We start from the raw sequence: 26918 nt of genomic DNA, 5'->3' as shown, positions 1-26918 counted from the left end.
TTAGCCTTCTTGATCCAGCGCGATTCAGAGCGATTCAGCGAAATCTCGCCAGGTTTGCCCAACGCGCCTGGGTCAAAAAGTCCTAGGTCAGCTTCAGGGCATCGTAACTGCCGAACACCTTCAAGGTTTCCACCCGATCGCGCAGTTCTGCCAATGCTGCCTGGGTGCGAGCTTCCTGTTGCCCGGCTTCCAAATCCAAAAAGAAAACATAATCCCCCAGGCCACGCTTGGAAGGACGAGATTCAATTCGACAAAGATTGATGTCCCGCTCTGCCAAGGTGGCCAGGGGCTGCAAAAGGGAGCCGGGCCGGTTAATGGTTGAGAAGGCGATCGCTGTGTGGCTGCCGGTGAGGTGCGCCGGTTCTCGGGCAATGACCCAAAACCGGGTGCAATTGTCCGGGCAGTCACTGATATCACGAGCCAAAACGGGCAAATCGTACAGTTGGGCCGCTCGCTCTGAGGAAATGGCAGCGGTTTGGGGCTGTTCCTGCACGTTGGTCAAGGCTTCGGCGGTGGAATTGGTAGGCAGGGGCTTGGCATTGGGCAAATGGGTTTCGATCCACCGCTGACATTGAGCCAGGGCTTGGGGATGGGAATAGACCGTGGTGATCGCCTTCAGGTCTGGGGCTTGGGTCACCAGCACATGGGCGATCGGGAGCAACACCGCCTGTTGCACATGTAGCCCCTCCAGTTGCCAAAGGGTGTCGAGGGTGGTGGTGACGCTGCCTTGAATGGAATTTTCCACGGGCACAACCACCAGGGGTACTTCGCCGCTGGCGGCCGCTTCCAGGGTTTTGGCAATGCTCGGGTAGGGGCGAAACTCCCCTAGGAAGGCTTCCTGGCTCGATCGCCACTGGGCATAGCCATTGGTGGCGGCCTCGGCATAGGTTCCCGCCGGGCCAAGGTAGCCAATCGTGATTGGGTGGGGGGAATCGGTCATCGCCATCGCCATCGCCAGAATATGGGGTATGAAATCCGGTATGCGGAATTAGGGAGTTGCAGGGTGCGGAATCGGCAGCGGGCATCAAGAACCGTTGATGAACCCTCGTTTTGAATCGCTGCCCAGTTTGCAGAAAGTTCTCCGCAGAAAGCTCTCCGCAGATAGTTCTCAGAATACGATTTCCAGATCCCGACTGTGCCGGTTGATGCGCCCAGTCTTGGGCCGAATTGAAGCCAACCGATCGCCCCGAGACCGGGGTTTTGGAAAAATGCACCGCCACTCTGGGCGATCGCTCGGGTTCGGCTGGCCACCCCCCGCCGATCGCCAAACCGGTATGATGGAATGCATTGGGTAGCGTTAAGTCATGCTTAGTCCCCAAAATTTGGGTCTAATCGGGTCTAATCCGTGTCAACCGCTTGCCAAGGAGCTGTCCTGTGGTGACAGCCCGGCGGTGACCACCGTTGCCCAAGGATGAGTTGAACCTAACGCGGAGACTTTTTCGGTGGCTGCTGGCTTCTCTGCCTCACAGACGATCGATATGCCGATGCCGCCAATGCGTCGCCCGGTCGCTGAATATCTGCGTCAGCCGCACCGGGTCGCGTTGGCGGCGGCCCAACCGGGGCACTTAGTGGCCCTGGGGGGCGATCGCTATCGGCTTTCGGTGCCAACCCTAACCTTTGCGCATTTGCAGTTCCAACCCATGGTGGATTTGCGGGTTTGGACTGACGAAGCAGGCGTAGTGCGGATGCGATCGGTTGGTTGCCAACTGGTGGGCCTCAAGGGGTTGGACAACGGCTTTTCCCTGGAGTTGACGGGCCAAATGCGAGCCATTAGCACCTCAGCAGGCGATCGCCTGAAGGGCGTGGTGGATTTAGGGGTGAGTGTAAAATTGCCCCCACCGCTCGACCGCCTGCCGGCCGCCACCATGCAGTCCACTGGCCAACTGCTGTTGACCCAAGTGCTGGCCAAGATGAAATATCGCTTGGTAGACCGATTGAGCGCTGACTATCGCCGTTGGGCCACGGAGTCCACCTCCGCCTCGCTGCCCCTGCGCTCTATCCCAGGCTCCAATGCCGCCCGCCGCAAAACCCCATGACCTCCGATTCCAGCCCTGCGATCAATCCCATGACCCCTTTGCCCGAGTCGGCCCTCGATCGCCCCGCCACCGTACGGATTGTGGGCGCGGGGCCCGGTGACCCCGACCTCATTTCCGTGCGAGGTCAAAAACTCCTGGCGGCGGCTGATACGGTCTTTTTTGCTGGCTCCCTTGTTCCGGAAGCAATGTTGAGCCATTGCCGGCCAGAGGTGGAAGTGATCGACACCCGATCGCTCGTCTTGGAAGATTGGTTGCCCACGTTGATCGATCGGGCCCGGGCCGGAAAACAGGTGGTGCGACTGCAAGACGGCGACCCCTCCCTCTATGGCGCACTCCATGAAGTGGTGGCCCAACTGTTGGAGCAAGAGATTCCCTTTGAAGTGGTTCCCGGAATCAGCGCCTTCCAAGCGGCCGCCGCCCGTTTGGCCGTGGAGCTGACCGTGCCCAACCTGGTGCAAAGCATCATCCTCACCCGGGCCCGAGGCGAAACCCAAGTGCCCGACGCGGAAGATCTAGCCAGCCTGGCCGCCCACAAAGCCAGCCTTTGTCTATACCTGAGTGCCCACCATGCCCAGCGGGCCCAAGACCAGCTCGCGGCCCATTACCCACCAGAGATGACCATCGCGGTTTGCTACCGGATCGGCTGGGAGGATGAGCGAGTGGTGCTTTGCCGGTTGGATGAGTTAGCCAGCATCACCCACCAGGAAAAACTAACGCGCACCGTTCTTTATGTGATTAGTCCGGCCCTGGATGCCATGACCACGGCCACCACCGCCCGATCGCGCCTTTACAGCGGCGATCACCGCCACATTTTCCGCCCCAAAGCCAGCCAAGCCTAGACTTGAGGGGATCAACTGCCCATCGCTGAAATGGGTATAGCCCAGCAGCAATAGAGTTTCGAGTCGTGCCAGAATTCAGTAGACCTCTTGCACGAATCAAATTGGATGTGTTGCCTGGTAGTTGAGCAACCCGGCCAGCAGATGAAGCCTCAAGCCACAACGGCGACGACGATTGCGATAGCGTCCTGAGAAGATCCGAAATCGCTTCAAACGACGAATGGCGTGCTCAATCCGAATGCGCACCGCCGCCAACGCCCGATTGCAAGCTTTTTCCACTTCGGGCAGGCACTTTCGAGGCGGTTTTCGTTTCGGGAGAATCGTAGCCTCATGGTCACGAGCAAGTCCTTGGTATCCACTATCCGCTAGACACAGCCGGTCTGGGGCTAAGCGAAAAGCACTCTCGCGCCAGAGTCGCAGGTCATGGGTGCGACCTCGACCCACCGTCACGGCTAGGAATTGACCGGAGCGCCAATCAATCACCAATTGCCCTTTCAGCGTGTGCCGCTTTTGCTTACCGCTGTAGTAAGCACGCTGTTTTTTTGGGGGCGTTCAATGGCGACTTCGGTCACATCCAGCACCACTACTGACTCATCCGCTTCGGGGTCTAAGAGACGGCGTTTGCCGGGCAATGCAAACCGACCACTGTTGACCAAGACAGTCTCCACGCGGTTGATGATGCGACAGACGGTGGCTTCTGAGACCCCGAAGTCGAGACCGATATGGAATTGGGTGCGATACTCGCGCCAGTATTGCAGGGTCAGCAAGAGCTGATTCTCGACGCTGAGACTATTTTGTCCCCCTCGTTTACCACTCCGGTCTAGCGCGGGACGAAGAACTTCCAGCATGGCTTGGAAGGTGGAACGACTAAAGCCACAGGCCCGGCGGAACTGTGATGGGGGTAGCGAGGCGAGGCTTTCGTAGAGCATCTCCCGAGGGTGGTGACAGCGAATTTCCACACCGCTATTCTATTCGTGCAAGAGGTCTAGTAATGATGAGCGACTAAAAGCCTCGTGACGTAGGCGATTCGTTACCGAAAATCATTCCCTCAAAGTGCTACTGTCTCTCAACACAGTTATCAATATCAACCCGCAAGCAAAGTTGAATTTGCAGAAGCAATTCCTAGCGTGAAAAGCTTTCTGGACTATTCTTTCTGGACTATTGTTTATAAAATTTTTCGGGGAGCCGATATCTTTTTTTCAAAGAAGATTCCTCTGGTAGCTCAGCTATTAGTTTGCAGAGATCTTCAAGAAAAAGATTTAAGACATCATGATGCGCACCAGTAACCCCGAATTTAAGTACATCTAACTGCTTCTCATCGTCGGTCGTATGGGTTCTTACAGAAAGATCCCCGAAATAGATCGCTTCAAGATCTTCAAGAAGATGAATGATCTGAGGATTTAAGTATTCGGTGGAACTCTGGTAACGATTCTCCAATTCTACAAAGCGTTCTATCAGTTGTTGACGACTGATAGAACTAAATTGATCTTTGATTAGATAACGTTGCAGAGTATCCAACCAGTTAGCGATCGCCTGTCTTAATCTTCTAAACAGCATTTAACCTCCATACCCGTACCACATTCAAGATTCTATTCTGTTGCACTAGAAAGATCACCCCAAAATATAAGTCTGCCAAAAGTCCAAGCCGATCGATCAGTATATTGATACCGATCGCCCCATTGCCACCTCCAAATGCTCACATTCCCAATCGAAAGGTGCGCAGTTGCTCCGATGAACTCATCTAGCGGTTAGTTTGTCGTAGGCTCTGGAATTTTCAAGATCTACGAATGCTGAAAATTGATGGGGCGATCGCCTGGGTTGACACATCAGTTCAGAAGCTCCATTTTGTCTAGGAAGCCTTTAGCGGGGCTTCCGGTAATGCGCCTTGCATTCGACCTAGCCAATCGATCAAATTATCCAGTTGCTGTTCCGGTTTCACCACGCCCAAACCACGCACCATCACCTTTTTCGGCATGTAGACAAAGCGCGATCGCAGGTGATCGGGTAGGTTTTCGGCTAATAGCTTCCAAGCCGGTTCTTCCATCGGTGTTTCGAGAATTACGTGCTGTTTATTCTCGATCCGAATTCGAGAGAAGCCGAGCTGTTTAGCCACCTGTTTTAGTTCCATGACCCGCAATAGTTGCAGACAAGCGGGCGGAATGGGGCCGTAGCGATCGCTCCAGTCGGCGGCGATTTCCGTGAGTTCCCGTTTGGTGCTGGCGGCGGCAACCGATCGATAGGCGCTCATCTTCTGTTCCAGATCGGGAATGTAGTCGTTGGGGATAAAGGCCGTTAGGTGCAAATCGATTTGGGTATCGTCCACCTGCGGAATTTCTTGACCGCGAATCTCATCGATCGCCTCTTGCAACATTTCCATGTAGAGATCGAAGCCGATCGCTTCCATTTGTCCCGATTGTTCCGCGCCTAACAAATTGCCCACGCCGCGAATTTCCATGTCGCGCATGGCCAGTTGATAGCCCGATCCCAGTTGGGTAAATTCCTGGATTGCGCGCAGTCGTTTGCGGGCAGCTTCTGATAGTAATCCTTGGCGGTTATAGAACAACCAAGCGTGGGCTTGTACCCCGGCCCGACCGACGCGGCCGCGCAATTGGTAGAGCTGAGATAGCCCAAATTTTTCCGCATCTTCGATCAGAATTGTGTTGACGCGGGGAATATCCAAGCCCGATTCCACAATCGTGGTACAAACCAAAATATCCGCTTCGCCACTACCAAAGGACAGCATGGTGGCTTCCAATTCGCCCTCATCCATTTGCCCGTGGGCGATCGCAATTCGCAGGCTGGGAACCAATTCCACCAATTGCGTCGCCACCTTTTCAATGCCTTCCACCCGAGGCACCACGTAGAAAATTTGCCCACCCCGATCGAGTTCTTGCCGAATGGCCGATCGCACCGCTTCCGGGTCGTAGGGAGCCAAGTGGGTTTGAATCGGACGGCGGTTGGGCGGCGGAGTTGTAATCAAGCTCATTTCTCGAATGCCCGAGAGCGCCATGTAGAGCGTTCGAGGAATCGGCGTGGCGCTGAGGGTCAACACATCCACTTGGGTTTTCAGGGCTTTGATTTTTTCCTTTTGATTCACCCCAAATCGCTGCTCTTCATCAACTACTAAAAGACCCAAATCTTTGAATTGAGTGGATTTGCTCAAGAGGGCATGGGTTCCCACCACAATATCCAATTCTCCGGTGGCCAAACGCCGTTGAATTTCCTTGCGTTCCTGGGGCGATCGAAACCGATTCATCAACCCAATTTGAATCGGATAGGGCGCAAATCGTTCCTTTAAGGTGTGGTAATGCTGTTGGGTCAAAATCGTGGTGGGAGCCAACAGGGCGCACTGTCTGCCAGCGGTAACGGCTTTGAAAATGGCGCGCACGGCCACTTCCGTTTTGCCAAAACCCACATCGCCACAGACCAAACGATCCATGGGGCGATCGCTTTCCATGTCTCGTTTTACGTCCTGGGTTGCCTTTAGTTGATCCGGCGTGGGTTGGTAGGGGAATGAATCCTCTAGCTCCTGTTGCCAAGGCATATCCGGCGGCAGGGCCACGCCCCGCTGTTCCGATCGCGCCGCATACAATTGCAGCAAGTCCACCGCCAATTTCTTGATCGTTTTGCGAACTTTCGCTTTCGTTTTTTCCCAGGCTTTCCCGGTCATCCGGTGCAATTCCGGCGGGCTATCTTGGGTGCGGCGATAGCGCGACAGGCTGCCCACTTGATCCGCCGCCACCCGCAATAATCCATCGGCGTATTGCAACACCAAATATTCGCGGGTTTGGTTATCAAAAACGATTTTTTCGAGCTTTAAAAACCGCCCAATCCCGTGGTTGCGATGCACCACATAATCGCCGGGAGCCAGCTTGTTGGGATCCACCTGTTTGGAGGTGGCGCGGCGACGTTTGCGCACATAACCGGGCGTGGCCAAGGCGTGCTGACCAAAAAACTCCCGATCGGTCAGCACCGTGATCCGATAGGTGGGCAGCACGAAGCCTTCGAGTTCCGCCAAGCCGGAATATTTGACCGCCACGGGGGTGTGGTTGCCCTGGAGCCGATCGATCGCCTGAAAGTCGCGCGGGCTGGGCACAAACTGCGCCGGACAATCGTGCTCTTGCAGCAGGGCCACGGAGCGGCTGGGCTGGGCCGACAGCAGCCAAATGGCGAATTTGCGATCGACCTCGCCGCGAATGAAGTCCGCCAACTTGCTGAACTGGTGCGGCGTGGGCGGCACGGGCCGGGAAGCCAAATTAATCGGCCGAGGCGGGTTGGCAATCAGGGGCGAGGCCACCTCCGTCGCCAGCTCACTCAGAAAGAAGCGATCGAACCGATCGAGCGCCGCCAACACCTCGCCAAAGGTGCGATGAATCGGTCGCAGGGGTTCCCCGTGGGGCAAGCTGTCCGGGTGCTGATTGACGATCGCCCAATGCTCACCCACCTGCTCCACCCAGCGATCGGCATGGGCCCCGCAATGGTCGATCTCATCGATCGCCACGATCGTCCCCTCGGGCAAATAGTCCAGCAAGCAAGCCGGTTGCTCAAAGGCCCGCCCCAACAGCCGCCGCATCCCTTCCGCGTCCGATCGCAACTCCGCTTCCGCCTCCGGTTCGTCCAAGGGTTCCGGCTCCCAACCCAAGGCCGCCCGCACGATCGGCCCAAAATCCGTCGGAGTCAGCACCACCCGCGCCACCGGATCGAGCGATCGTTGATTAGACGGGTCAAACTCCCGAATCCGCTCCAAAGCGTCGCCAAACCACTCCAACCGCACCGGCAATTCCGACGACACCGGGAACACATCGATGATGTCGCCCCGCTGGCTCCACTGGCCCTCCGTTTCCACCAAGGAAACCCGCTCATAGCCTAGCCGCGCCAGCTTGCGCCCCAAATCGCCCAAATCTGACTCGGCCCCCGGCTCCAGATTGATGCAGTAGGGATCAAAGGCCGCCACGGGGGGCAAGTGCGGTTGCAGGGCGCGCTCGGTGGTGACGATCGCGATCGGCTTCGGGTCACTGTGGAGTGATCGCCCCCGCAAATCCGCCAACACCTGCAACTGGCCCCAGAGGGTTTCCTGTTCCGGGTCAAAGGGTTCGTAGGGCGAGGCTTCCGAGGTGGGATAAAAATGCAGCGCCCCAAACCCCATCTCCTCCATTTGGGCAGCCCAACGGCTAGCTTCCTCCAGCGTCGCCGTCACCACCAGCAGCGATCGCCCCCGCGCCTGGGCCAGCGCCGAAATCGTGAAGGCCTTGGGCAACTGGGCCGCGCCGCTAAAAATCAACTGGCGATCGCGATCGAGCCGTCCTAAAAACTCCTCCGTCAAGGGAGACCGCTGCAAGGCACGAACGATCGACGCGAAAGCCATAATCCAGACCCCTTAAAACCTGAGAAGCGCACCAGAATCCCCACCACAGGGAAATTGTGGCTCTTTTGAAGCGTTAGCGCGAATGGTTAACCCTTCTGATTCTAGGAGGTTGTTGGGTACATTTACCGACCGGGCGATCGGGGGCGAAACCAATCAGGAGCCGTAGGGCGTGTGGGAGAACGTCACCTCTGCAACAACAATCTCCCGGTCATCTCCCACGCACCGCCACCCATGTCGCATTTCTGACGATCCCCGATCGGTTGGGCCGCCCTCAATCCTCGGTGCATGGGAGTGAAAATCAACCCTTTCGTCACCATTCAAGCGTTCTCCCATGCACCCTACTGCTGCCTACACGCTAACTTCCAAAATTCTGAATTGCTTGCTCGATCGCTCGATTGAGTCCATCCGTATGCACCCATCCCACAAAGCCCGCATAGTCACACGTTCCCTGCTGGTTGGCAATAAAAATATGCTTCACCCCGACTGGATTCTTCCATGTTCGGAGACTAACTCCCCCGGAAAAAGAGAAAACAGTTTTCGCATGAACAAAATCATTAGCATTGGCATCAGTAATACCAGGTACAGCTCTGAAGTGATCGATCAATCTCGACATTAGGTTATGTTCCGGCTCGGGTAGCGGTTGCCGAGGTTGTGACCAAAATTCTCGGATTGCCCGAATCACAGCGCGATCGGTTTTTAATGCCACATGACTGACATTCTGCAAGCAAACAAAGTAAGCGTGCTTGAGTTTTGTAGACTCCAGTGTCACCGTACCATCTCCCCCGCCGTCGGTATTTCCAGCAATGACCAGGGTAGGAATTCGGGCCGCAATTTGCTCTGCTAACTCTCGGCGGTTTTTGCCCAAATCCTTAGCAATACCAATTCCCCAACCAAAGGGATCAACAATTCTGGCTCGATCTGCACCACCAATCGGAGAACCCAATAACACCAAGGATTCAAATCGGCTCCACCACTCTGGATGTCTCGACAAGACTTCTACCCAAATCACGCCACCCAGAGAAGTGGCAATAATCCGTGCAGGCAAATCAGGATATTGCTGTAGTGTCTGTTTAGCGTTCCTCTCGACCTGATTAATTAGAGGATGAATATCAAAAAAAGTTGCAAGATAGCCTAACTCTGGAGCAATTACTAATGATCGAGGTGGGGTCACTTTACAGGCCAGTGCCTTCATATCTTTATTGCCATCCATCATTCCGTGCTGCGAGAATATGATGAGCTGAAGGTTATTTGAAGATGACATAGCTAGCATGATCCTAATTAATAGAAACTGACTTGATGGCAAATTATGAAACGTTTTCAGATCAATACACACTTTACTGATGTTGGGTTTCATGCTTCAACCCAACCTACTGGGATGATTTTCTAGGAGAGATTTACTTCGTTGATGGAACCGATTTGATAGTTTTTGTTGTTGCTGCCGTAGTTGTTTTGAGTCATTTGTGCCTGTGGTTGGATCAGTTGTTGATATTCCTGGGCGATCGCCCGGACTTTCTCAGCAAAGGGCGGGTCGTTCACCAATTCCGCACCGAAGATCAGCAGCACCTGCGGATCGATCGCCCCCGTTGGCGTTTCCGGCAGGGCGGGCAACTCCGGGCGGCGGGCCAGGCGATCGCCACGACCGAGAGCCAGAGTGCTATCGTAGGCATCGGTTGAGCGTTTCACCGGGCGATCGCAACAGCCCGCCAATTCCCCATGACCGACTGGCTCGAACACAGCGTTCAAGTAGAAGTTCCGGTTCCGATCGAGCATGTGTGGAGCCTTTGGTCTGACCTAGAACAAATGCCCCGCTGGATGAAATGGATTGATTCGGTGCATATTTCCGATGCGGATCCGGATATTTCCATTTGGCAATTTGCTTCGGGAAATTTCCGGTTTGATTGGAAGTCGCGGATTGTGCGACTGGTGGATAACCAAATTATTCAGTGGGAATCGATCGACGGGTTGCCCAACCGGGGAGCCGTGCGGTTTTACGATCGCAAGGGCAGCAGCATCGTCCGCATGAGCATCGCCTACGACATGCCGGGGATCGTTGGGCAGTTGATGGATCGGCTGTTTTTGGGGCGGATTGTGGAATCGACGCTACAAGCGGATTTGGAGCGCTTTCGGGTCTATGCCGAACAGTCCTTGCAACAAACGGGCCCCACGTAAAGCCGTTGTTGGGGCGATCGGGACTGGCGCAACCGGCGTTTGGGGGGCACTGAGCATGGAGCAATCAACGGCTCTAGGTGGCCATGCCCGATCGCACGGTGCTGTTCTGGCGGCTGAGATAGGCCTTCAGGCGCAACAAACTGGTCACATGGCCTAACCGCAAGGGCAAAATCGAGATCCCTTCAACACGCGATTGCAGCCACCCATCGCCCCAATGCCATTCGTGGTGGCCATCGATCGCCCCGGCCAGAATAAGCGAAAGGCCCCGATCGTTTGCCCACTGAACATGATGCTGAATTTCCAGGGGCCCTAGCCAACTGGTGTAGGTCGTGCCGGTGACCAGGCGATCGGGCAAATTTGCCGAAAACCGCTGGGGGCCAATCCAATGGGGCCATTCGCTAGGGCGCAGAATGCTATCGCCAATGAGGGTTGCGGAAGCTTCGAGTTCAATGCGCAACTGGGCTTGTTGAAATGTGCCGAACATAGGCTTTGGGGTTCCGTATTCCGTAGGTTGTGCAGTGATTTGGACAGATCCAATGGATACAATGAATTAATAACGCAGGTTAAGAAATGTAAGGGTTTTGTCATGGGCGATCGTCTAATCCGAGCCACTGCCGCCGATGGGGGTATCCGCGCGGTGGGAGCCATCACCACCCGTTTGACCGACGAAGCCCGCGCCAGGCACAACCTATCCTACGTAGCCACCGCTGCATTGGGTCGCACCATGACGGCCGGCTTGCTGCTGGCTGCCAACATGAAGCGCACGGAAGCTCGCGTCAATTTGCGCTTTCGGGGTGATGGGCTCTTGGGCGTGGTGATGGCGGATGCGGGCTGTGATGGCACGGCTCGGGGCTATGTGGGTAATCCTAGTGTGGAGTTGCCACCCAATGCCAAGGGCAAGCTCGATGTGGGCGGGGCGATCGGGAAAGGCTACCTCTACGCTGTGCGTGATTTTGGCTATGGCTATCCCTATTCCAGCACCACGGAAATTGTGTCCGGGGAAGTGGCTGAGGATGTGACGCATTACTTGGCGAATTCTGAACAAACGCCTTCGGCCCTTTCCTTGGGGGTGTTTGTGGAGCCAGACGGAGTGACGGCGGCCGGGGGATTGCTGATTCAGGTCATGCCGCAGGCCTCGATCGAGGATTCGGCCCTGGCGCTGTTGGAAAGCCGCATTGAAGCCCTTCAGGGGTTCACTCCACTCTTGCGGAGCGGCAAGTCTTTGCCCGAGATCCTGCAAGATTTGTTGGGGGACATGGGGTTGGAAATTTTCCCGGAAGTGCAAATGTTGCGATTCCACTGTGGTTGCACCAATGAGCGTGTGCTGCGGGCCCTGAAGACGTTGGGCGAAGATGAACTTCGGGACATGATTGTCAAGGACGGTGGCGCAGAGGCCACCTGCCACTTCTGTAATTCGGTCTACCAAACGGATGTTTCAGGCTTGGAGCAACTGATCCAAGAATTACGGGCCGAGGCGGCGAATTCCTAGATCAACGCCATCGGGGCAACTTTTTTGCGCAGGGGGCTTGCATCTCTCGGAAAATTTGCTAAACTTGGTTTCGCCGCACCACGGCGCGGGGGTTTAGCTCAGTTGGTAGAGCGCCTGCTTTGCAAGCAGGATGTCAGCGGTTCGAGTCCGCTAACCTCCACTCAGATCTCAACAATTTGAAACAACTTAAATCTTGGAAGCCACGGCAGTATTCTTGGCGTGGTCTTCAGGGCTAGAGTTTGGTTGATGGCTCTCGCCCTTGATTGCGCTGGGCTGGCTCTAGTGGGCTGTGGCGATCGGTTGGGGGCATGAAACCAGCTTGCAAACCACCGCCATCGATCGGGGCCAGGGGCCAAATTGACCGGCCCCGATCGGGCTAGTTGATCACTGGAACGGTGTTGCTGAGAGGGTTGGGTCTCAATGCGCCGGCCTGGATGTTATTTGCGATTATTTGCGATCGATCCAAACCTTCAGCGCTTCGAGTTGCAAACCATCACCCCGCAAACCGCAGAATTCGCCACCACTCAGCACATTGGAGTTGCCATAGCGGGCAAAGTGTCCTTGGTAGAAGAGTTGATAGCGATCGGCTTCGGGGCCCGTCAGCTCGATCGTGAATCCTTCTAGGCGGCGACTCTCGCGGCGGGATCCGACATATTCCCCTTCACCCACCCAAGCCGTGTCACCAGTGCTTTGCAGGTGACCCATGTAGCGGATGCCCAAACCGGGAATCGGTTGCTTAAAGCGAATTTGCATCCCTTCGATGGCGCGAGATTCGCCGATGGTTCCAGCAAATTCCCGATCGCTGAAGGTGCGATCGCCAATGCCGCCGATGTGTACCATCACTTCCAATGCCACCGTGCCAACTGTCGAAGCCGTGGCCCCAAAAATCACATCGTTGGCTTGCAAAGGCGCGACCGTTTGGGTGTTGGGGGCTTCGCGGGGAGCGGGGGCCGCTTGACCACCCACTTGCAGCTTGCCTCGGGACGCGGCCACGGCCAGCGATCGCCCAAAGGAGCGGGCCACGGTGTCTTCCAGTTGCACCCAGCGATCGTCATCTAGGCGATCGGCTTCTTCCAACAGGGTCAAAAGGGCACAAAGGGGATGATTGCCCTTCACCAGGGAGATGGCCACCTGGGGCAAATTCGTGGGCACAGCGGTGGCCACCAGGCCGCGCACCTGCCGCGCTTGGGTTTGGCAATCTTCGAGGGCCCCTTGGGCATCGCTGCTGCCGCTGTAGCGAATGGACAGCAGGCGATCGAGCATGGCCAGCGCCTGTTGTTGAACCGCTTCCGGCGATCCAATGGGCATCAAGGAGCGAATAAAGGCTTCCAGTTCCCGCACAGAAACCAAGTTGGCCGGAATGGCTCCCCCTGTTAAACCCGCTTCCTTGGCTAGGGCGATCGCGCGATCGCGCAGGGTTTCAAAAACTTGTTGATAGCGGGCAGCTTCCTGGAGCAGACCGGCACTGGGTGGCGTACCCAAATTGGTTAACTCACCGGCCGCCAGGGAAAGCCGGGTCCCCAAGCTGTTGTAGCTACTGGCGAGGGTGCTCAACTCTTGCAGCAGGGTGTCGAGGGCGAGCATAGGAAATTCAGTTTGAAGGGATTGAGTTAGTTGAATGGACTCCTGGGCAATGGTTTGGGGTATGCACAATTGGGGTGCGACTGACGATTCGGCATCTGTGATTCATCGTCTGTGATTCAGCATCCGTGATTCAGCATTCGCGAATCTTCGATCCCCAACCCGATCGATCTGATGCGATCAATCAGGCCAATTGTGCTGGATTAACCAAGCCTAGTGGAGCCAACGATAACCATACCACCGGCTCTAATCGGCCAATGAATTCATGAATTTATGAGTTTGTGTATAGGTTTTTGGAAATTGAGTTTGTGGCACTGGGTTGATGGGCGGTAATTGATTCACGGGCGATCGGTTTGCAGTAGAGACGATCGCACCGTGGCGTTTCAACCCCTTGGGTTAATTGATAGCCGCTGGTTTCATACAATTGCACGGCCGTCGCAAGGACGCTGGCGGTTTCCAACCAAGCAATCTGGAAGCCACGCCTAGCCGCAGCTTGCTCCAGTTGTTGCAACAGCCAGCGCCCCAAACCCTGACCACGGGCCAATGGAAGCAGATACATTTTGCGGATCTCAACCGCGCGATCGCCTCGGTCGATCGGATAGTAGGCTCCAGTGCCTACGAGCTGCGACCCTTGATAGATCACCCAAAATTCTCCCCCGGTCGCAAGATAACAATCTTCCACGGCCAGGACATCTCGATCGGCCCCTGTCGGTTCCCAAGGCAGACCATACTCCGTCAGCACAGTACGGATCACAGTTGCGGCAGCCGCCCGATCGCGAGGTTGCCAATCCTGAATCCGAAACCCCTTAAACACTGCTTCCATGGCATCTAACAGGCAGGATTCCAACCCAAGCGGTTTTCACTAGGCCGCCAAGGGATTAAAAGTCGGCTCCAGGGTTTGTTGTTCCCAAGCGGCCAATGCCGCCGCTTGCGATTCGTAGATGGGAAACACCCGATCGAGCTGAGCAATTTCAAACACCATCCGCACCGGATCCGAGGGCGCACAGAAGAGCAGCGCTCCACCCTGCTGTCGAGCCAATTTGAAACCAGCAATGAACGCTGAAAGACCGGAACTGTCGATTGAACTCACCTGAGATAAATCCAGCAACCAAACCGGGGCGGAAGTGTCCGTAGCGCTAACTTCCTGGGCCAGTTGCTCAAATTGTTGACGCAGATCGGCGCTGCTGTGGGTGTCGCAGCGACCTTGGAGTTCGAGTACATGAGGGCTGTACATCATGGGCACCATAAACCTTCCTAGAGAGCGAGCATTAACAACCGGCTCGGGGCCGGCCCCGTGTTTCGAGCCACGGGTCTATTCTGCTAATTGGAGGAGAGTGGAGGTGCGGCGGCGATCGCCCTAATAGGGTAATCGCGATCGCAAGTTACACGGGGCTAACTGGACTACCAAATGGGGCGTACCCCTGATCGTTGCCCGTTACCAAGGCTATTTTGTCAAGAGAGCGGCCCGGCACACCCTGGAAAAGGTTCGGAGATTACGACCTGAGACGGGCGGTGATGGTTCCAGCCGCTGCTCCTCGATCGGGCTGTTGGCTCAGGGAGTCAAGGGGCTGAAACGTTGCGATCAACCCAGTTTTCTGTTGATGAACCCCAGCGTGGCCCCCGGAGCCAGGTTGCGCCCGCCGCTGGGCGATCGACTAAAGGCGGCAATCACGAAACCGTGCCGGCCAAATCACTCGGATGAAAGTACTCATAAATTTGTTGGGCCAAGCGGGGGCCAACTCCAGGGACTTCCTGTAACTGGGCAGGTGTAGCCTCGCGGATGTAGTCGATCGAGCGGAAGTGGGCTAACAGTTGCTTTTGGCGATGGTGTCCCAAGCCGGGAATCTCTTCGAGGCGCGATCGCCGCATTCGTTCCGTGCGTTTTTGGCGGTGGAAACTGACCGCAAATCGGTGAGCCTCGTCCCGCAAACGGCGCACCAACTGCACCCCCGGCTGCTCTGGATCCGTGCGTAGGGGCTGGGATTCTTCGGGCAAAAAGATTTCCTCGCGTTTTTTAGCCAGGCTCACCACCCGCAGCTCATCCAACAAATCCAGATCCCGCAACACGGCAACCACCGCCGACAGTTGCCCCTTGCCTCCATCAATCACAACCAAATCTGGCCAATTTTGGGTTTGACGCTCACGCCCACCCAAAACGCTCAGCGCCGCATTGGGTGCGCTACGGGGTTGGTAATCGCGGAATCGCCGCCGAATGGTTTCCGCCAAGCTGGCGAAGTCATCGGAGTGGCCGGGGCCAATTTCAGGGTTCCGAATTTTGTAATGACGGTAATGTTGCTTGGCAGGCAAGCCATCCACAAACACAACCCGCGAGGCCACCGCATCGGATCCCTGGATGTGGGAAATGTCATAGCACTCAATCCAACGGGGCAGATCGGGCAAGTCCAAGAGATCTGCCAGATCCTGGAGGGCGGCTTGGTTTCGATCACTGCTGCGTTGGGTGCGGGCTAGCTCGTAGTCCGCGTTGCGGGCCACCAGAGCAATCAAGTCCGCTTTCAGTTGCCGTTGAGGGGTTTCGATCGCCACCTTGCGGCCCCGGCGCTCACTCAGCCAGTCCGCTAGCCAAGGCCCGTCGGGCAATTCGTACTGCACCAAAATCTCCGCCGGAATTTCAACGGATTCCACGGTGCTGTAGTGCTCTTCGAGGGCCTGTTGCAAAATTCGCCCCAAAACGCTGGGGGCAATGGCTGGGGCCATAACTGGTGGAATAGCGGCTTCGGCTTCGGCAGCAACTTCGGTCGCGGCTGGGGCGATCGCTTCGGCGACAACGAGCGATCGGGACTCGGATGTTATGGGGGCCGTGGTGGTCGGTGCGGGAATTTCCGCCACAAAACCCAACCGCCCCACCAGCCGCCCAGCCCGAATTTGGAACAGTTGAATGCAAGCATGGCGATCGCTCGTGGCCAGGGCGATCGCATCGCGAGAAACCCGATCGTTGGGCAGCTCCACCTTGCGATCGGCCCCCAACTGTTCCAAGCCTCGCAGTCGATCGCGCAACTGAGCCGCCAGCTCAAAATTCAGTTCCTCCGCTGCGGCAATCATCTGCTGCTGGAGTTGCTCCATCAACTCGCCCGATCGTCCCTGAAACACCATGGCCACCTTCTGCACCGTTTGGCGGTAATTCGCTGGTGTAATCAAACCCTGACAAACACCCGGGCAGCGGCCAATGTCGTAATTCAAGCAGGGGCGATCTCGAAACAAGGGTTTTGGCCGTTGCCGCAAGGGAAACAAACGCTTCACCAGTCGCAAAGTTTCCCGCAAGGCCCGCGCATCGGTGTAGGGGCCGTAGTAGCGATCGCCGGGTTGGCTCAGCTTGCGTTTGCGGGTAATGAACAGCCGAGGATAATCCTCCGACCAAGTAATGCAGAGATAGGGATATTTCTTGTCATCCTTCAGCAGCGTGTTGAAGTGGGGTTGATGCTGCCGAATCAGGTTGGCCTCCAAGGCCAGGGCTTCCGATTCCGTATCGGTAACGATGAATTCAATCTCCGCCACCTGCCGCACCATCAGTTCCAGGCGCGGACTGTGCAGTTGCTCCCCGATCGGCTTGTTGGACTGACCCTGAAACGGCCGGAAGTAAGAGCGAACCCGCGATCGGAGGCTTTTGGACTTGCCTATATAAAGGATGCGATCGCGATCATCCTTCATGAAATAAACCCCCGGCTCCCGAGGCAACTCGGCCAAGCGGGTCACCAAACGGGGGCGATCGTGAATGAGCAACCGTTGATTAACGCCCATGCTGACCCGAATTTCATCAAAATCATCCCACCCCTGTACAATGCCCCATAACCTGAGCCACGATCTCCACCACCTCTCCCAATTTTCCCGTGAATCTTGGGGAACCCATTGGAGAGCCTAGTCGTCAAGGGCTTCAGCTAGACAGTATCAGTCAACCTAAGGTAAACTTGCGCTGGCTGTACGAGTCTTTTTGGCAGTCTCAGATCAACAGAAAGCTCATAAGCTGCCTGTCACTGGATGCAACGCTGAATTGTCGATCGTTTGGTACAAGCACAGACATACAGCTACAGCAAATTTCAGAGGAGTGGAATAAGTGACTCAGTTCGGCAACAACCTACCCAACTTTTTGATTGGGTCTGGCGTAGATACCCTGATCGGTCTGGGGGATGCTGACTCGCTCGTCAGTAGCACCGCCGGTCGTAACGCAATTTTTGGTAACCAAGGCGCTGACTCGCTGATCAGCCAAGCTGGTGGTGACACCATCTACGGCGGTCAAGGCGCTGACATTATCCGCAGCCGCGGCGGCTCGCTGCTGTATGGTGATCGCGGCAACGACACGATTGTTGGCGACTCCAGCTCCACTGGCATCATCGGCGGTTCGACTGCTGGTGGTGGCGACACCATGTACGGTGGCGAAGGCGATGACTCGCTGGTTGCTAACCCCGTTGGTCCTTCGGCTCTGTTCGGTAACCAAGGCAACGATGCACTGGTAGCTGGCAACCGGGCCGACACCCTTTACGGCGGTCAAGGCAACGACACCCTGACCTCGACCGTTGGTGGTTTGCTGTACGGCGATCGCGGCAATGACAACATCGTTCTGAGCGGTTCCGGCGTTGCTGGTGCAACCACGGTTTACGGTGGCGACGGCGACGATGCGATCACCGGTGGTGGCCGTACCCTGCTGTTCGGTAACCAAGGCAACGATACGATCACGGCTGGTGCCGCTGACTCCGTATACGGCGGCTCGGGCGCTGACGTGTTGACCGCTAGCGGCTCGGGTGCCTTCATCTCTGGCGACCTGGGTAACGATATCCTCCGCAACACCGGTGCTAACAACACCCTGGCTGGTGGCGAAGGCGACGATACGATCACCTTTGACGGTGGTGCTGCCTTCTCGACTGCTTCCGGTGGCGGTGGCAAGAACTTCCTGCAAATCCTGCCCACCATCACGGGTTCGGGTAACGTGCTGATTGCCGGCAGCCTGGGTGACACCCTGGTCGGCGCTGGTGCGAACACGATCCAAGGTGGCGCTGGTGATGACTCGCTGGTTTCCCAAGGGTCGAACGTCACCCTGGTGGGCGGCGCTGGTCGCGATACCTTCAACGTGTTGGCCGGTGGCGCAATCTCCGGTTTCAACCCCGGCGAAGGTGACACGATCATCTCGGGTACCGCTCCCTTTACGATCATCGCAGGCAGCACTGGCTTGTTCCTGACCGGTACCCCGAACCGCGATACCCTGACCGGTGGCGCTGGTAACGACACTCTGGAAGGTCTGGGCAACGCCGATAGTCTAACTGGTGGCGCTGGCGCTGATGTGTTCTTGTTCCGTGGGGAACGCTTCACGAACCTTGTTTCGACAACGTTCAACAATGCTACATTCCAGTCACCAACTGCGTTTGGTGGCACTTTTACTGTTGCATACAACGCGGCCTTCCCGGGTGCTAGCATTGATGGAGTAGGCACTAATTCAAATGCTTACAGCTACTCGTTTGCTGGTGGTGGTGGCACAATCAGTGGCAACGGAACTGCAGTATTCACTTCCAACGTTCCCTATGGTGCTGCTCTAACCCTGACCTACGGTACAACTGGTGGGCCCGGAACTTTAGTGCCCCCGACCTTTGGCAGTTCCGTTGGGACAAATACCTTCTTGCTGCCCCAGTCTGGCTACGGTTACGCGGTTAGTGGTTTCGATACCATCACTGACTTTGAAGCCGGAGTTGACCAAATTCGTCTTGAAGCGAAGCTGTTTACCAACGGCTCAGTGACCCTCAATGCTAACTCGCCAGGGGTGTTTGAGTCCTTCAACGGTGCTGGCACGAACTTTGTCGGCGCGAACGTAAACGCATCACTCCTCTATGACCGAACCAGCGGCATTTTGTACACTCGTACTGCAAATGCTCCGGTGTTGTTGAGTGGTACTACTACTACGAGTGGTGGCGGAACTACTAGCACTACTGGAACCTTCCTAGCTAACAGTAACCAACTAGGCTCTCAGTTCGTCTTTAACCCAACTCCTGTGTTCCTCAATGGAACTCTCTCGGCTGGTACCAACGCCACTTTGGTTGGCCCTGGTGGTGGTACGAACACAATCGGTACGCTTCAGTACCAATTGTTGCCGATTTCGCCTGTTTCGGGTGTCCTGTTCGTCGGTGGAAACGTTTCCGCTAGCATTGGGACTAATCCTCCTATCACTGCGGGGCTACCGATTCCGTTCGCGCAAGTGCTCAAGGGCGGCGCACCTGTCACCGACCTGACCTACGGTCGCGATATCGTGATCTTCTAAGGTTTGGCAGATTGACTCTCAAGGCAGGGTTTCGGCTCTGCCTTTCCTCCCCAGCTCGGATTCCGGGTCTGGGGAGTTTTTCTTTGGGTGATTAGGGCCGATCGCCCGCTTAAACCGTGTCAGAAGGTAGGCAGCAGTCGTTGGGGAAAATGTTAGAAATTGATCAGAGTTCTGAAATATTTGCAAACTTAGTCAAGCTAGCTATATTTTTGACGCGGTACTTTCCGTAAGTCATTACTATGTCAAATTCGGGATATTAATCAATGGCTGATCAGGGTTAGGTTGTGGTGAAATCCTAATCTCTGATTTAAAAAATGCCAATTTGTCTATGTAAAAAATGATGCTTTTGATTGCGTCCCATTGGTTCTACTCACGGAAATCGGATCGGTTATAAAGGATCTGTAATCAGGACTAAGATGGGTTAATTAGGCTCTTAAAGTCATTAAACCTAGGACGAAATTAATGCCTTTAAGAGAATTCTTGACCGTAAAAACGGGGTCGCCTTGTATTTGTTAATTGAGTTGAGATCTTGCTTGTGTTGAGCATGACCCGACTGGGATGTCAGCGTGGGGTTTATTGATTCGAGTATTGATTTTTAAGGGGCAAACAAGAACGCGGTCATGGTTGATGCGACTGGTGGAGTTGGATTGCTTGCCGTTTTTGATTAGTCAGGAGTGTGAGGCCTGTGGTGGATGGAGATCGATCGAGCCGATATCGATCGCGCTGGTGGTCAGTTCTGGGATGTTTGGCCACAGTCATGGGTTGGGGATGGGTTGAATCATCGGTTTTGGCACAACCATCGGTGAAGTTACCGTCGGTGACTGGGGCGGCCCGTTGGCAACCCGCACCGCCACCGATCGATCAAATGCTGAAAGCACCGGCCACGCCGATCGTGATGGTTTCCCCTAACCGGCGCTACATGATCGAGCTGTTACCGGTGGGGATGGCGGCCCTTGTTGATCTGGCTGCTCCGGCTTTACCCTTGGCCGGTTTGCGCATTAATCCCCAAACGAACGGCCCCTCGCTGGGGACTTACTATCGCGGCATAACAATTACTGAGCTAAGTACAAGACAACGGCAGGCGGTATCTTTACCGGCTAACAGTCGCCTCAGTAATCTGCGCTGGTCACGGGACGGCCGATCGCTGGCCCTAACTCGAACGACCGATCGCGGGCTGGAATTGTGGATCATTGATTTGGAAACGGCTAGCTCCCGAATGTTGACGGGGCCAATCTTGAATGGGGCTTACGGGCCGCCCTGCGATTGGTTGCCGGGGACAGAGGGCTTGGTTTGTAAGGTCATTCCCACCGATCGGGGTGCGCCTCCACCCATGCCAGTGCCGCCTGAGGGGCCGATCATTGAGGATCACGATGGACAACGATCGCCCAATCGCACCTACACCAATCTGCTCAACAGCCCCCACGATGAGGCCCTCCTGAAGCATTACCTAAGCGCCACGATCGAGCAGATTGATCTACAGGGTCGTCGCTCATTACTGCTCCCCCCGGATTTGTACGACCACGTTACACCCTCGCCCAACGGTCAACATCTGCTGGTCGAAACGGTGGAAACGCCTTTTTCCTATAAGGTACCGATTGATCGTTTTCCCCGTCGCATTGCCTTGCATCACCTCAATCAAGGGCGAAACCAAGGGCGATCGCAGATCTTGACCCGCTTGCCCTTGGCGGATAACTTACCGCTCGGTTTTGATGCTGTGCGACCGGGTAAACGGTTATTTGGGTGGCGAACCGATCGCCCCGCCACGCTCTATTGGGTTGAAGCCCTGGACGGGGGCAATCCAGGACAGGCCGCAACCGATCGGGATGCTCTCTACGTCCAGGAAGCCACTGCCTTGGATCAGCCACCTCAGCGGCTTTGGCAGTCCTCATTTCGGTTTCGCTATGCCTGGTGGGGCAATGGCAACCTGGCCCTGATTGAGGAATTTTGGTTCGATGAACGGCGGGTGCGGTTGTGGCAAGTGGCTCCCGATCGCCCCGGCGCGGCCCCCGTGCTGCGGGGCGATCGCAACTATCAGGATCGATACCGTGACCCCGGCGACCCTTTGATGGCTCAAGGGCCCTATGGTCTTGAGGTGTTGCGGTTGGCGACCGATCAACAATCCCTTTACCTCGTGGGTCAAGGGGCCTCGCCTCAGGGCATCCATCCGTTTTTAGACCGCTGGAACTTGGTAACCAATCAAACGGAACGGCTGTGGCAGGCCACTGATCCTTACTATGAATACCCGATCGACCTGCTCAGTCAGGGGCAACTGCTCACCCAACGGCAATCCCAGCGCGAGGCTCCCAATTACTTTTTGCGGAACTTAGCCAGTTCCGAAAGCCCAGCCCAGCCCTTGACCCAATTTGCCGATCCCATCCCCGCCTTGGCTGACATTCAGCAAGAGATTGTCTACTACCAGCGGGCTGATGGTGTTCCCCTCTCCGCCACGCTCTATCTGCCTCCCGGTTACGAACGCGATCGGGATGGGCCCTTGCCCATGGTGTTTTGGGTTTATCCCGAAGAATATGCCGATCGCAACACCGCCGGGCAGGTCACCACCTCCGCCAACTTCTTCAGTCGCCCTGAAGCCGATTCACCCCTGTTTCTGTTGGCCTTGGGCTATGGGGTATTGCTCGATCCTAGCCTCCCGATCGTGGGTGAAAACGGCGCAGAACCCAATGACACCTACATTGAGCAACTGATCGCGGGAGCCGAAGCGGCGGTGAACTATGTGGTCGATCGCGGCATTGCCGACCCCAAGCGATTGTTAGTGGGGGGCCATTCCTACGGAGCTTTCACCGTGGCCAACCTGCTGGCTCATACCAATCTCTTCAGGGCCGGGATTGCCCGTAGCGGAGCCTATAACCGTACCCTCACCCCCTTTGGGTTTCAGGGCGAACAACGCACCTACTGGCAAGCCCAAGAAACCTACACCCGTCTATCTCCTTTCACCTTTGCCGATCGCATTAATGAACCCCTGCTCCTGATTCATGGTCAGCGAGATTCTAATCCTGGTACTTATCCCATTCAAAGTGAACGGATGTATGATGCCATGCGCGGATTAGGGGGAACAGCGCGGCTGGTGCTGCTGCCCTACGAAGACCACGCCTACGAGTCCCAGGAAGCGATCGGTCATGTGTTGTGGGAGATGGCCCGTTGGTGTGATTTGTATATTGGCACTTCCACGGTGCAGCGGCTACGGATGGATTTTCAGCAAGCCCATGCCCATCCCTAGAGCTGTGAGTTTGTCCCGACTGGGCTGGGCAATCCAATCCTGACTCGGCAGTTCTGAATCCCTCTCAACCAGCTAGCTGACCCCCAAGGCTAGAGCACTTGATGGGTGTAGGCATGTTGCTTCACGTTGTCTTCGGGGCGCACCATGCTGTTGGCGTTCAGAACACGCTTGCGATCGACCGAGTGATTCAAATCCGTGCGCCGTTGCCCGATCGGGATGTGTTGTTGGGCGCTGGGTCGGCTGCGGTAGGTGCGAGCCGCCGCGATCGCCCGGGGTTCAAAATCAGCACACCAATGGGATTCGGGCGGGAACCCTTCCGGCAACTGTCCCGCCGCACTGGCAGCCAAAGCCGCTTCGATCGGCAGGGCGATCGCCCACTGATAAGAGGTGGGAATGCCTTGCAAAATCGTTTCTAGGGCTGCTGAAGGAATCGGCTCAATGAGGCTGACTGACTGCAACTCGCCCTCTTCTTTGAGAAAGCAAGTGGCCAAGCCCAAAACCAAATAATCTTGATTGCTTAAGTCGGTGACGTGGGAGGGAAGGCTCATAGAGCAATCAATCAACTTCATGAGTTTTGGTCAGTAACCCAGCTTAAGGCCACGATCATCGCGATCGAATCGGTCTTGCATCGCCTCAACTCGTTCTCTCGTCAACATTTCAGCCCCTAGATTCCCCGCGCATTCGGCCTCTTAGCTTTGGATTTACTTTGGATTTGCACTAAATTTGCTGCGAACCAGTCAGCGTGACATCGTTCTAGGCGATCAATTCGATTTGCCAGCACAAGACCGTTCCAGGCGATCGCCCCGAATCCAAACCTTCATCGGCATGATGCAGATTTTGCAACTTATACAGAGGCAAGCAACAGAGGCAGATATTACCCAATGGCTTCTACACTCTAAATCAGCCCAAAGTTAGACTTCATAAGTCATTGAGCGACTTTTTTCCTCAGACTTCCTTGGGGTCATGTTAAGTTATTTGCCAACCGGCGGGCCGCATTCTCTCCTCCTGCACCGACGGGCCAGCAACGAGGAAAAGCTGTGAGTCAATCAGATTCGGGATTTACAGATTTACCACCAGCCCCTAGCCAGGGTGGTGAGGGATCGACAGCGACTCCGGCTGATCCATTGCCAACGCTGCCGCCAACGGTTGCCACACCACAACGGGCAGCCTTTCCTTGGCCTTGGTGGTTGCGTTTGCCCTCCCGATCGACCCGCCACCCCTCCGATGGCCGTCCCCGCTCCTTTGGTAAATATTGGGGAATCCTGATTGGGATCAGTTTTTTAGGTGGCAGCACTGCCCTTGGCTGGGCCGGCTGGCGTTCCGTCAAAGCCTTTGAAGATACTCTGCCTTCTGCCCAAGATGTCTTCACGTTTTCCCGAGATGGCACGGTCACGATCATTGCTGCCGATGGCACGATTTTGCAGCAACAGGGGCCCGCAACCCGGGAAAAAACGCCCCTGAAGCGAATTCCCAAAAAGCTGCTCCAGGCGTTTATGGCCGCTGAAGATCGGCGGTTTTATGAGCATGACGGGGTTGATGCGATCGGGATTTTGCGCGCTTCCTGGACCAACCTGCTCGCGGGAGAGGTGGTGGAAGGTGGCAGCACCATCACCCAACAGCTAGCACGGATTGTTTTCCTGAACCAAGAGCGCAGCGCCACCCGCAAACTGCGAGAAGCGCTGTTGGCGGCCAAAATGGAGCGATCGCTCACCAAAGACCAAATCGCCGAAAGCTACCTGAATTTGGTCTATCTCGGCTCCGGAGCCTATGGGGTTTCCGATGCGGCTTGGGTTTACTTTGGCAAAAGCCTCGATCGCCTCACCCTGGCGGAAATGGCAACCCTGGCCTGTTTGGCTCCCGCCCCGAGCTATTTTTCGCCCCTGGTTAACCCGGAAATTACCAAAGAGCGCCGGAACATTGTGCTCGATCGAATGGTGGTGGCCGGCTTCCTGAGCGCGGCTGAAGCGGACGCAGCTCAAAGCGAGCCAATTACCCTCAACCAAAAAATTCCGCGCCGCCTGATCGTCACGGCCCCGCACTTCACGTCCTATATCCTGCAAGAGCTGCCCAAACACCTGCCTTCGGAAGTGATTGAGCGCGGCGGTCTGACCGTTGAAACCACCCTCCGCCCCGACTGGCAAACAGTCGCCACCCGCGCGGTGCAAGAGGCTGTCCAAAAACGCGGTCGATATCAACGATTTTCCCAAGGGGCTTTGGTGGCGATCGATCCGCGCACCGGGGAAATTCGAGCCATGGTGGGCAGCGGAGACACCAATTTCACCGCCAGCCAATTCAACCGCGTCACCCAAGCCAAACGGCAGCCCGGCTCCACCTTCAAAACCTTCGTCTACAGCGCCGCCATCCAAGCGGGGATGTCTCCCTATGCGGGTTATGCGGACGAACCCTATCGCATTGGGGGATACGAACCCAAAAACTTTAGCGGTAAGTTCTCCGGTTGGCAGTCAGCCACTGCGGCTTTGACCAAATCCGTGAACATCATCGCCCTGAAGGTGATGCTGGATGTGGGGCGGGAAAACGTGATTGACCTGGCCCGCAAGATGGGCATTCAGTCAGAGTTAAAGCCCACCTACTCCTTGGCCCTGGGGGCTTCGGAGGTGAATTTGCTGGAACTGACGGCGGCCTATGGCACATTGGCCGCTAAGGGTAAACATTTCCCCACCTACGGCATTCGGCGGATTCGCGATCGCCGAGGTCAGGTGATCTATGAAAACAAAACGACCCCCGTCGTAGCCTTGAACACCAACGATGCGGCGATCATCAACTGGATGTTGCAGCAGGTGGTGAATGACGGAACTGGGGCCCCCGCAGCCCTGGAAGGTCGCCCGGTGGCGGGTAAAACCGGCACGTCGGATAAGGCGCGGGATCTTTGGTTCATTGGCTTCATTCCGCAATTGGTGACCGGTGTTTGGTTGGGGAATGACAATAACCAACCCACCTATGGAGCCAGTGCGGCGGCGGCGGCCACTTGGAACGACTTCATGAAAGAGGCCGTGAAGGGGTTCAAGGTGGAAACCTTTGACAAGCTGCCGAACCTGTCTGGCCGTCGCTTCCGACCCAAGAAACGGGCTGATCGGGGTTCCCGGGAAGGCCAGGCCGCTTCCGAGGACGATCTGAAGCGTCGTCAACGGGAGGAGCGCGAAGAGGAACCCCGGAGCGGCAGTTCATCGGAGCGTTCCCCGCAACCCCGGAGCGGTGAATCGCGATCGGGTCGTGGCGAAGAGAGCCGTGGTGAAGGTGAGCGCCGTTCCCCGCGTTCCAGTGCCCCAAGTCCGGCGGTAGCCCCAGCCCGCTCCAGAACTTCGGAACCGGCGACCCCGGTTCGTTCAGCACCCGTTGCCCCACCGCCGCCGCCCGTTGCCCCGCCGCCCCCGGCTGCACCGCCGCCGCCCCCGGTTGCACCCCCACCACCCGTCGCACCCCCCACCACCAGCGACGGCGGTGGTAGCCCTTAGGGTATTGTTGTGTTTGGATAGTGGTTTGTAACTTTTTGTAATCCTTATGGACACCGCCCTGTTGTTTGGCCATTCCTTGCCGACGTTGTTTGGCTCGTTGGTGACCTCCCAGTTGCTGGCACTGCCCGGCGTGAGCCAGGGTTTTCCTTGGGCGTTTGTGGCGGTCTATGTTGTGGGGTTCATTGCGGCGGTGTCGATCGGGTCGATCGCCTGGTACAACTCCAAGCGTCCGGCGGGCTGGGAAGGCAGAGACCGGCCCGACTTTGTGCCCGACCTGAAACCAACGGACAAGGAAGAGACCACCAATTCACAAGATTCATCTACGGCTGAGTAATCTTCCCGATCGGGGCGGGCTGCTGCCGCGTGGCTGTGCGGGGCCGCCCCTGGAGGCCTAGCCAGGCGGATAGAGGCACTTTGACAATGCCTTTGAGAGTCTTTCGCGAATTCATTCAAAAATCCCCGCGTCTTTAGACCG

General features: G+C 56.2%; 22 protein-coding genes and 1 tRNA gene. 10 read left to right on the top strand and 13 right to left on the bottom strand.

Going from position 1 to position 26918, the window contains the following annotated elements; genetic code table 11:
- Positions 1–82 precede the first annotated feature (82 nt).
- Positions 83–940, bottom strand: coding sequence for a prephenate dehydratase (pheA, locus tag H6F46_RS03820; RefSeq protein WP_190353603.1), 858 nt, complete (start codon positions 938–940; stop codon positions 83–85).
- 205 nt (positions 941–1145) lie between these two features.
- Between pheA and H6F46_RS03815 the strand changes: the two genes are divergently transcribed.
- From H6F46_RS03815 to cobM, 3 genes are all read left to right on the top strand, one after another.
- Entirely contained in the window at positions 1146–1295 is a 150-nt protein-coding gene (locus H6F46_RS03815; protein WP_190353602.1) for a hypothetical protein, read from the top strand.
- A gap of 147 nt (positions 1296–1442) precedes the next feature.
- Positions 1443–2036: a DUF1997 domain-containing protein gene (locus H6F46_RS03810; protein ID WP_190353601.1), complete on the top strand. Its 594-nt coding sequence runs from the start codon at positions 1443–1445 to the stop codon at positions 2034–2036.
- A gap of 29 nt (positions 2037–2065) precedes the next feature.
- Positions 2066–2875: a precorrin-4 C(11)-methyltransferase gene (cobM, locus tag H6F46_RS03805; RefSeq protein WP_190353688.1), complete on the top strand. Its 810-nt coding sequence runs from the start codon at positions 2066–2068 to the stop codon at positions 2873–2875.
- A gap of 96 nt (positions 2876–2971) precedes the next feature.
- Here cobM and H6F46_RS19220 read toward each other — a convergent pair whose 3' ends face one another.
- From H6F46_RS19220 to H6F46_RS03780, 6 genes are all read right to left on the bottom strand, one after another.
- Entirely contained in the window at positions 2972–3358 is a 387-nt protein-coding gene (locus H6F46_RS19220) for a transposase family protein (RefSeq protein ID WP_242027761.1), read from the bottom strand.
- Positions 3359–3366: 8 nt separating this feature from the next.
- Entirely contained in the window at positions 3367–3801 is a 435-nt protein-coding gene (locus H6F46_RS19215; RefSeq protein ID WP_242027760.1) for a transposase family protein, read from the bottom strand.
- 229 nt (positions 3802–4030) lie between these two features.
- The gene (locus H6F46_RS03795; RefSeq protein WP_190353600.1) at positions 4031–4429 is read right to left on the bottom strand and encodes a hypothetical protein; all 399 of its coding nucleotides are present in this window, start codon (positions 4427–4429) and stop codon (positions 4031–4033) included.
- Positions 4430–4721: 292 nt separating this feature from the next.
- A complete protein-coding gene (mfd, locus tag H6F46_RS03790) occupies positions 4722–8237 on the bottom strand; it encodes a transcription-repair coupling factor (RefSeq protein ID WP_190353599.1) in 3516 nt (1171 codons plus the stop codon).
- A 355-nt stretch (positions 8238–8592) separates the two neighbouring features.
- A complete protein-coding gene (locus tag H6F46_RS03785; protein WP_242027759.1) occupies positions 8593–9591 on the bottom strand; it encodes an alpha/beta fold hydrolase in 999 nt (332 codons plus the stop codon).
- Positions 9592–9620: 29 nt separating this feature from the next.
- Positions 9621–9971: a hypothetical protein gene (locus tag H6F46_RS03780; RefSeq protein WP_190353598.1), complete on the bottom strand. Its 351-nt coding sequence runs from the start codon at positions 9969–9971 to the stop codon at positions 9621–9623.
- Between H6F46_RS03780 and H6F46_RS03775 the strand changes: the two genes are divergently transcribed.
- The gene (locus tag H6F46_RS03775; protein ID WP_190353597.1) at positions 9951–10406 is read left to right on the top strand and encodes an SRPBCC family protein; all 456 of its coding nucleotides are present in this window, start codon (positions 9951–9953) and stop codon (positions 10404–10406) included. The genes H6F46_RS03780 and H6F46_RS03775 overlap by 21 nt on opposite strands.
- Positions 10407–10479: 73 nt before the next feature.
- On the opposite strand, the gene H6F46_RS03770 is transcribed toward H6F46_RS03775, so the two are convergent.
- Positions 10480–10890, bottom strand: coding sequence for a hypothetical protein (locus H6F46_RS03770; protein ID WP_190353596.1), 411 nt, complete (start codon positions 10888–10890; stop codon positions 10480–10482).
- Between the two features lie 102 nt (positions 10891–10992).
- Here H6F46_RS03770 and hslO point away from each other — a divergent pair, with 102 nt between their 5' ends.
- Together hslO and H6F46_RS03760 are read left to right on the top strand one after the other, a co-directional pair.
- Positions 10993–11895, top strand: coding sequence for an Hsp33 family molecular chaperone HslO (gene hslO / locus H6F46_RS03765; RefSeq protein ID WP_190353595.1), 903 nt, complete (start codon positions 10993–10995; stop codon positions 11893–11895).
- Between the two features lie 87 nt (positions 11896–11982).
- Positions 11983–12055 (top strand) — tRNA-Ala (locus H6F46_RS03760).
- Between the two features lie 287 nt (positions 12056–12342).
- On the opposite strand, the gene H6F46_RS03755 is transcribed toward H6F46_RS03760, so the two are convergent.
- The 4 genes from H6F46_RS03755 to uvrC form a co-directional block, all read right to left on the bottom strand.
- Positions 12343–13479, bottom strand: coding sequence for a hypothetical protein (locus tag H6F46_RS03755; RefSeq protein WP_190353594.1), 1137 nt, complete (start codon positions 13477–13479; stop codon positions 12343–12345).
- 268 nt (positions 13480–13747) lie between these two features.
- Positions 13748–14299 (bottom strand): GNAT family N-acetyltransferase, encoded by a 552-nt coding sequence (locus H6F46_RS03750; protein WP_190353593.1) that lies wholly within the window; start codon positions 14297–14299, stop codon positions 13748–13750.
- 39 nt (positions 14300–14338) lie between these two features.
- Positions 14339–14713 carry an STAS domain-containing protein gene (locus tag H6F46_RS03745; RefSeq protein ID WP_190353592.1) on the bottom strand — a complete coding sequence of 125 codons (375 nt, stop codon included), beginning with the start codon at positions 14711–14713 and terminating at the stop codon, positions 14339–14341.
- Positions 14714–15144: 431 nt separating this feature from the next.
- Positions 15145–17232 (bottom strand): excinuclease ABC subunit UvrC, encoded by a 2088-nt coding sequence (gene uvrC / locus H6F46_RS03740; RefSeq protein ID WP_190353591.1) that lies wholly within the window; start codon positions 17230–17232, stop codon positions 15145–15147.
- A gap of 313 nt (positions 17233–17545) precedes the next feature.
- On the opposite strand from uvrC, the gene H6F46_RS03735 reads away from it, so the two are divergent.
- Together H6F46_RS03735 and H6F46_RS19755 are read left to right on the top strand one after the other, a co-directional pair.
- Positions 17546–19735 carry a calcium-binding protein gene (locus tag H6F46_RS03735; protein WP_190353590.1) on the top strand — a complete coding sequence of 730 codons (2190 nt, stop codon included), beginning with the start codon at positions 17546–17548 and terminating at the stop codon, positions 19733–19735.
- Positions 19736–20420: 685 nt separating this feature from the next.
- Positions 20421–22970 (top strand): prolyl oligopeptidase family serine peptidase, encoded by a 2550-nt coding sequence (locus H6F46_RS19755; RefSeq protein WP_347278274.1) that lies wholly within the window; start codon positions 20421–20423, stop codon positions 22968–22970.
- A gap of 89 nt (positions 22971–23059) precedes the next feature.
- Here H6F46_RS19755 and H6F46_RS03725 read toward each other — a convergent pair whose 3' ends face one another.
- On the bottom strand, positions 23060–23518 hold the full coding sequence (locus H6F46_RS03725) for a hypothetical protein (protein ID WP_199291368.1): 459 nt from the start codon (positions 23516–23518) through the stop codon (positions 23060–23062).
- 489 nt (positions 23519–24007) lie between these two features.
- Between H6F46_RS03725 and H6F46_RS03720 the strand changes: the two genes are divergently transcribed.
- Positions 24008–26443: a transglycosylase domain-containing protein gene (locus H6F46_RS03720; protein WP_199291367.1), complete on the top strand. Its 2436-nt coding sequence runs from the start codon at positions 24008–24010 to the stop codon at positions 26441–26443.
- A gap of 46 nt (positions 26444–26489) precedes the next feature.
- On the top strand, positions 26490–26777 hold the full coding sequence (gene psb35 / locus H6F46_RS03715) for a photosystem II assembly protein Psb35 (protein ID WP_234406981.1): 288 nt from the start codon (positions 26490–26492) through the stop codon (positions 26775–26777).
- Positions 26778–26918: the final 141 nt, after the last annotated feature.

This window comes from Limnothrix sp. FACHB-1083, from assembly GCF_014696485.1.
Taxonomy (GTDB): Bacteria; Cyanobacteriota; Cyanobacteriia; order CACIAM-69d; family CACIAM-69d; genus CACIAM-69d.
The sequence above is the reverse complement of the archived record's forward strand: the minus strand, read 5'-3'. Positions and strand labels throughout refer to the sequence as shown.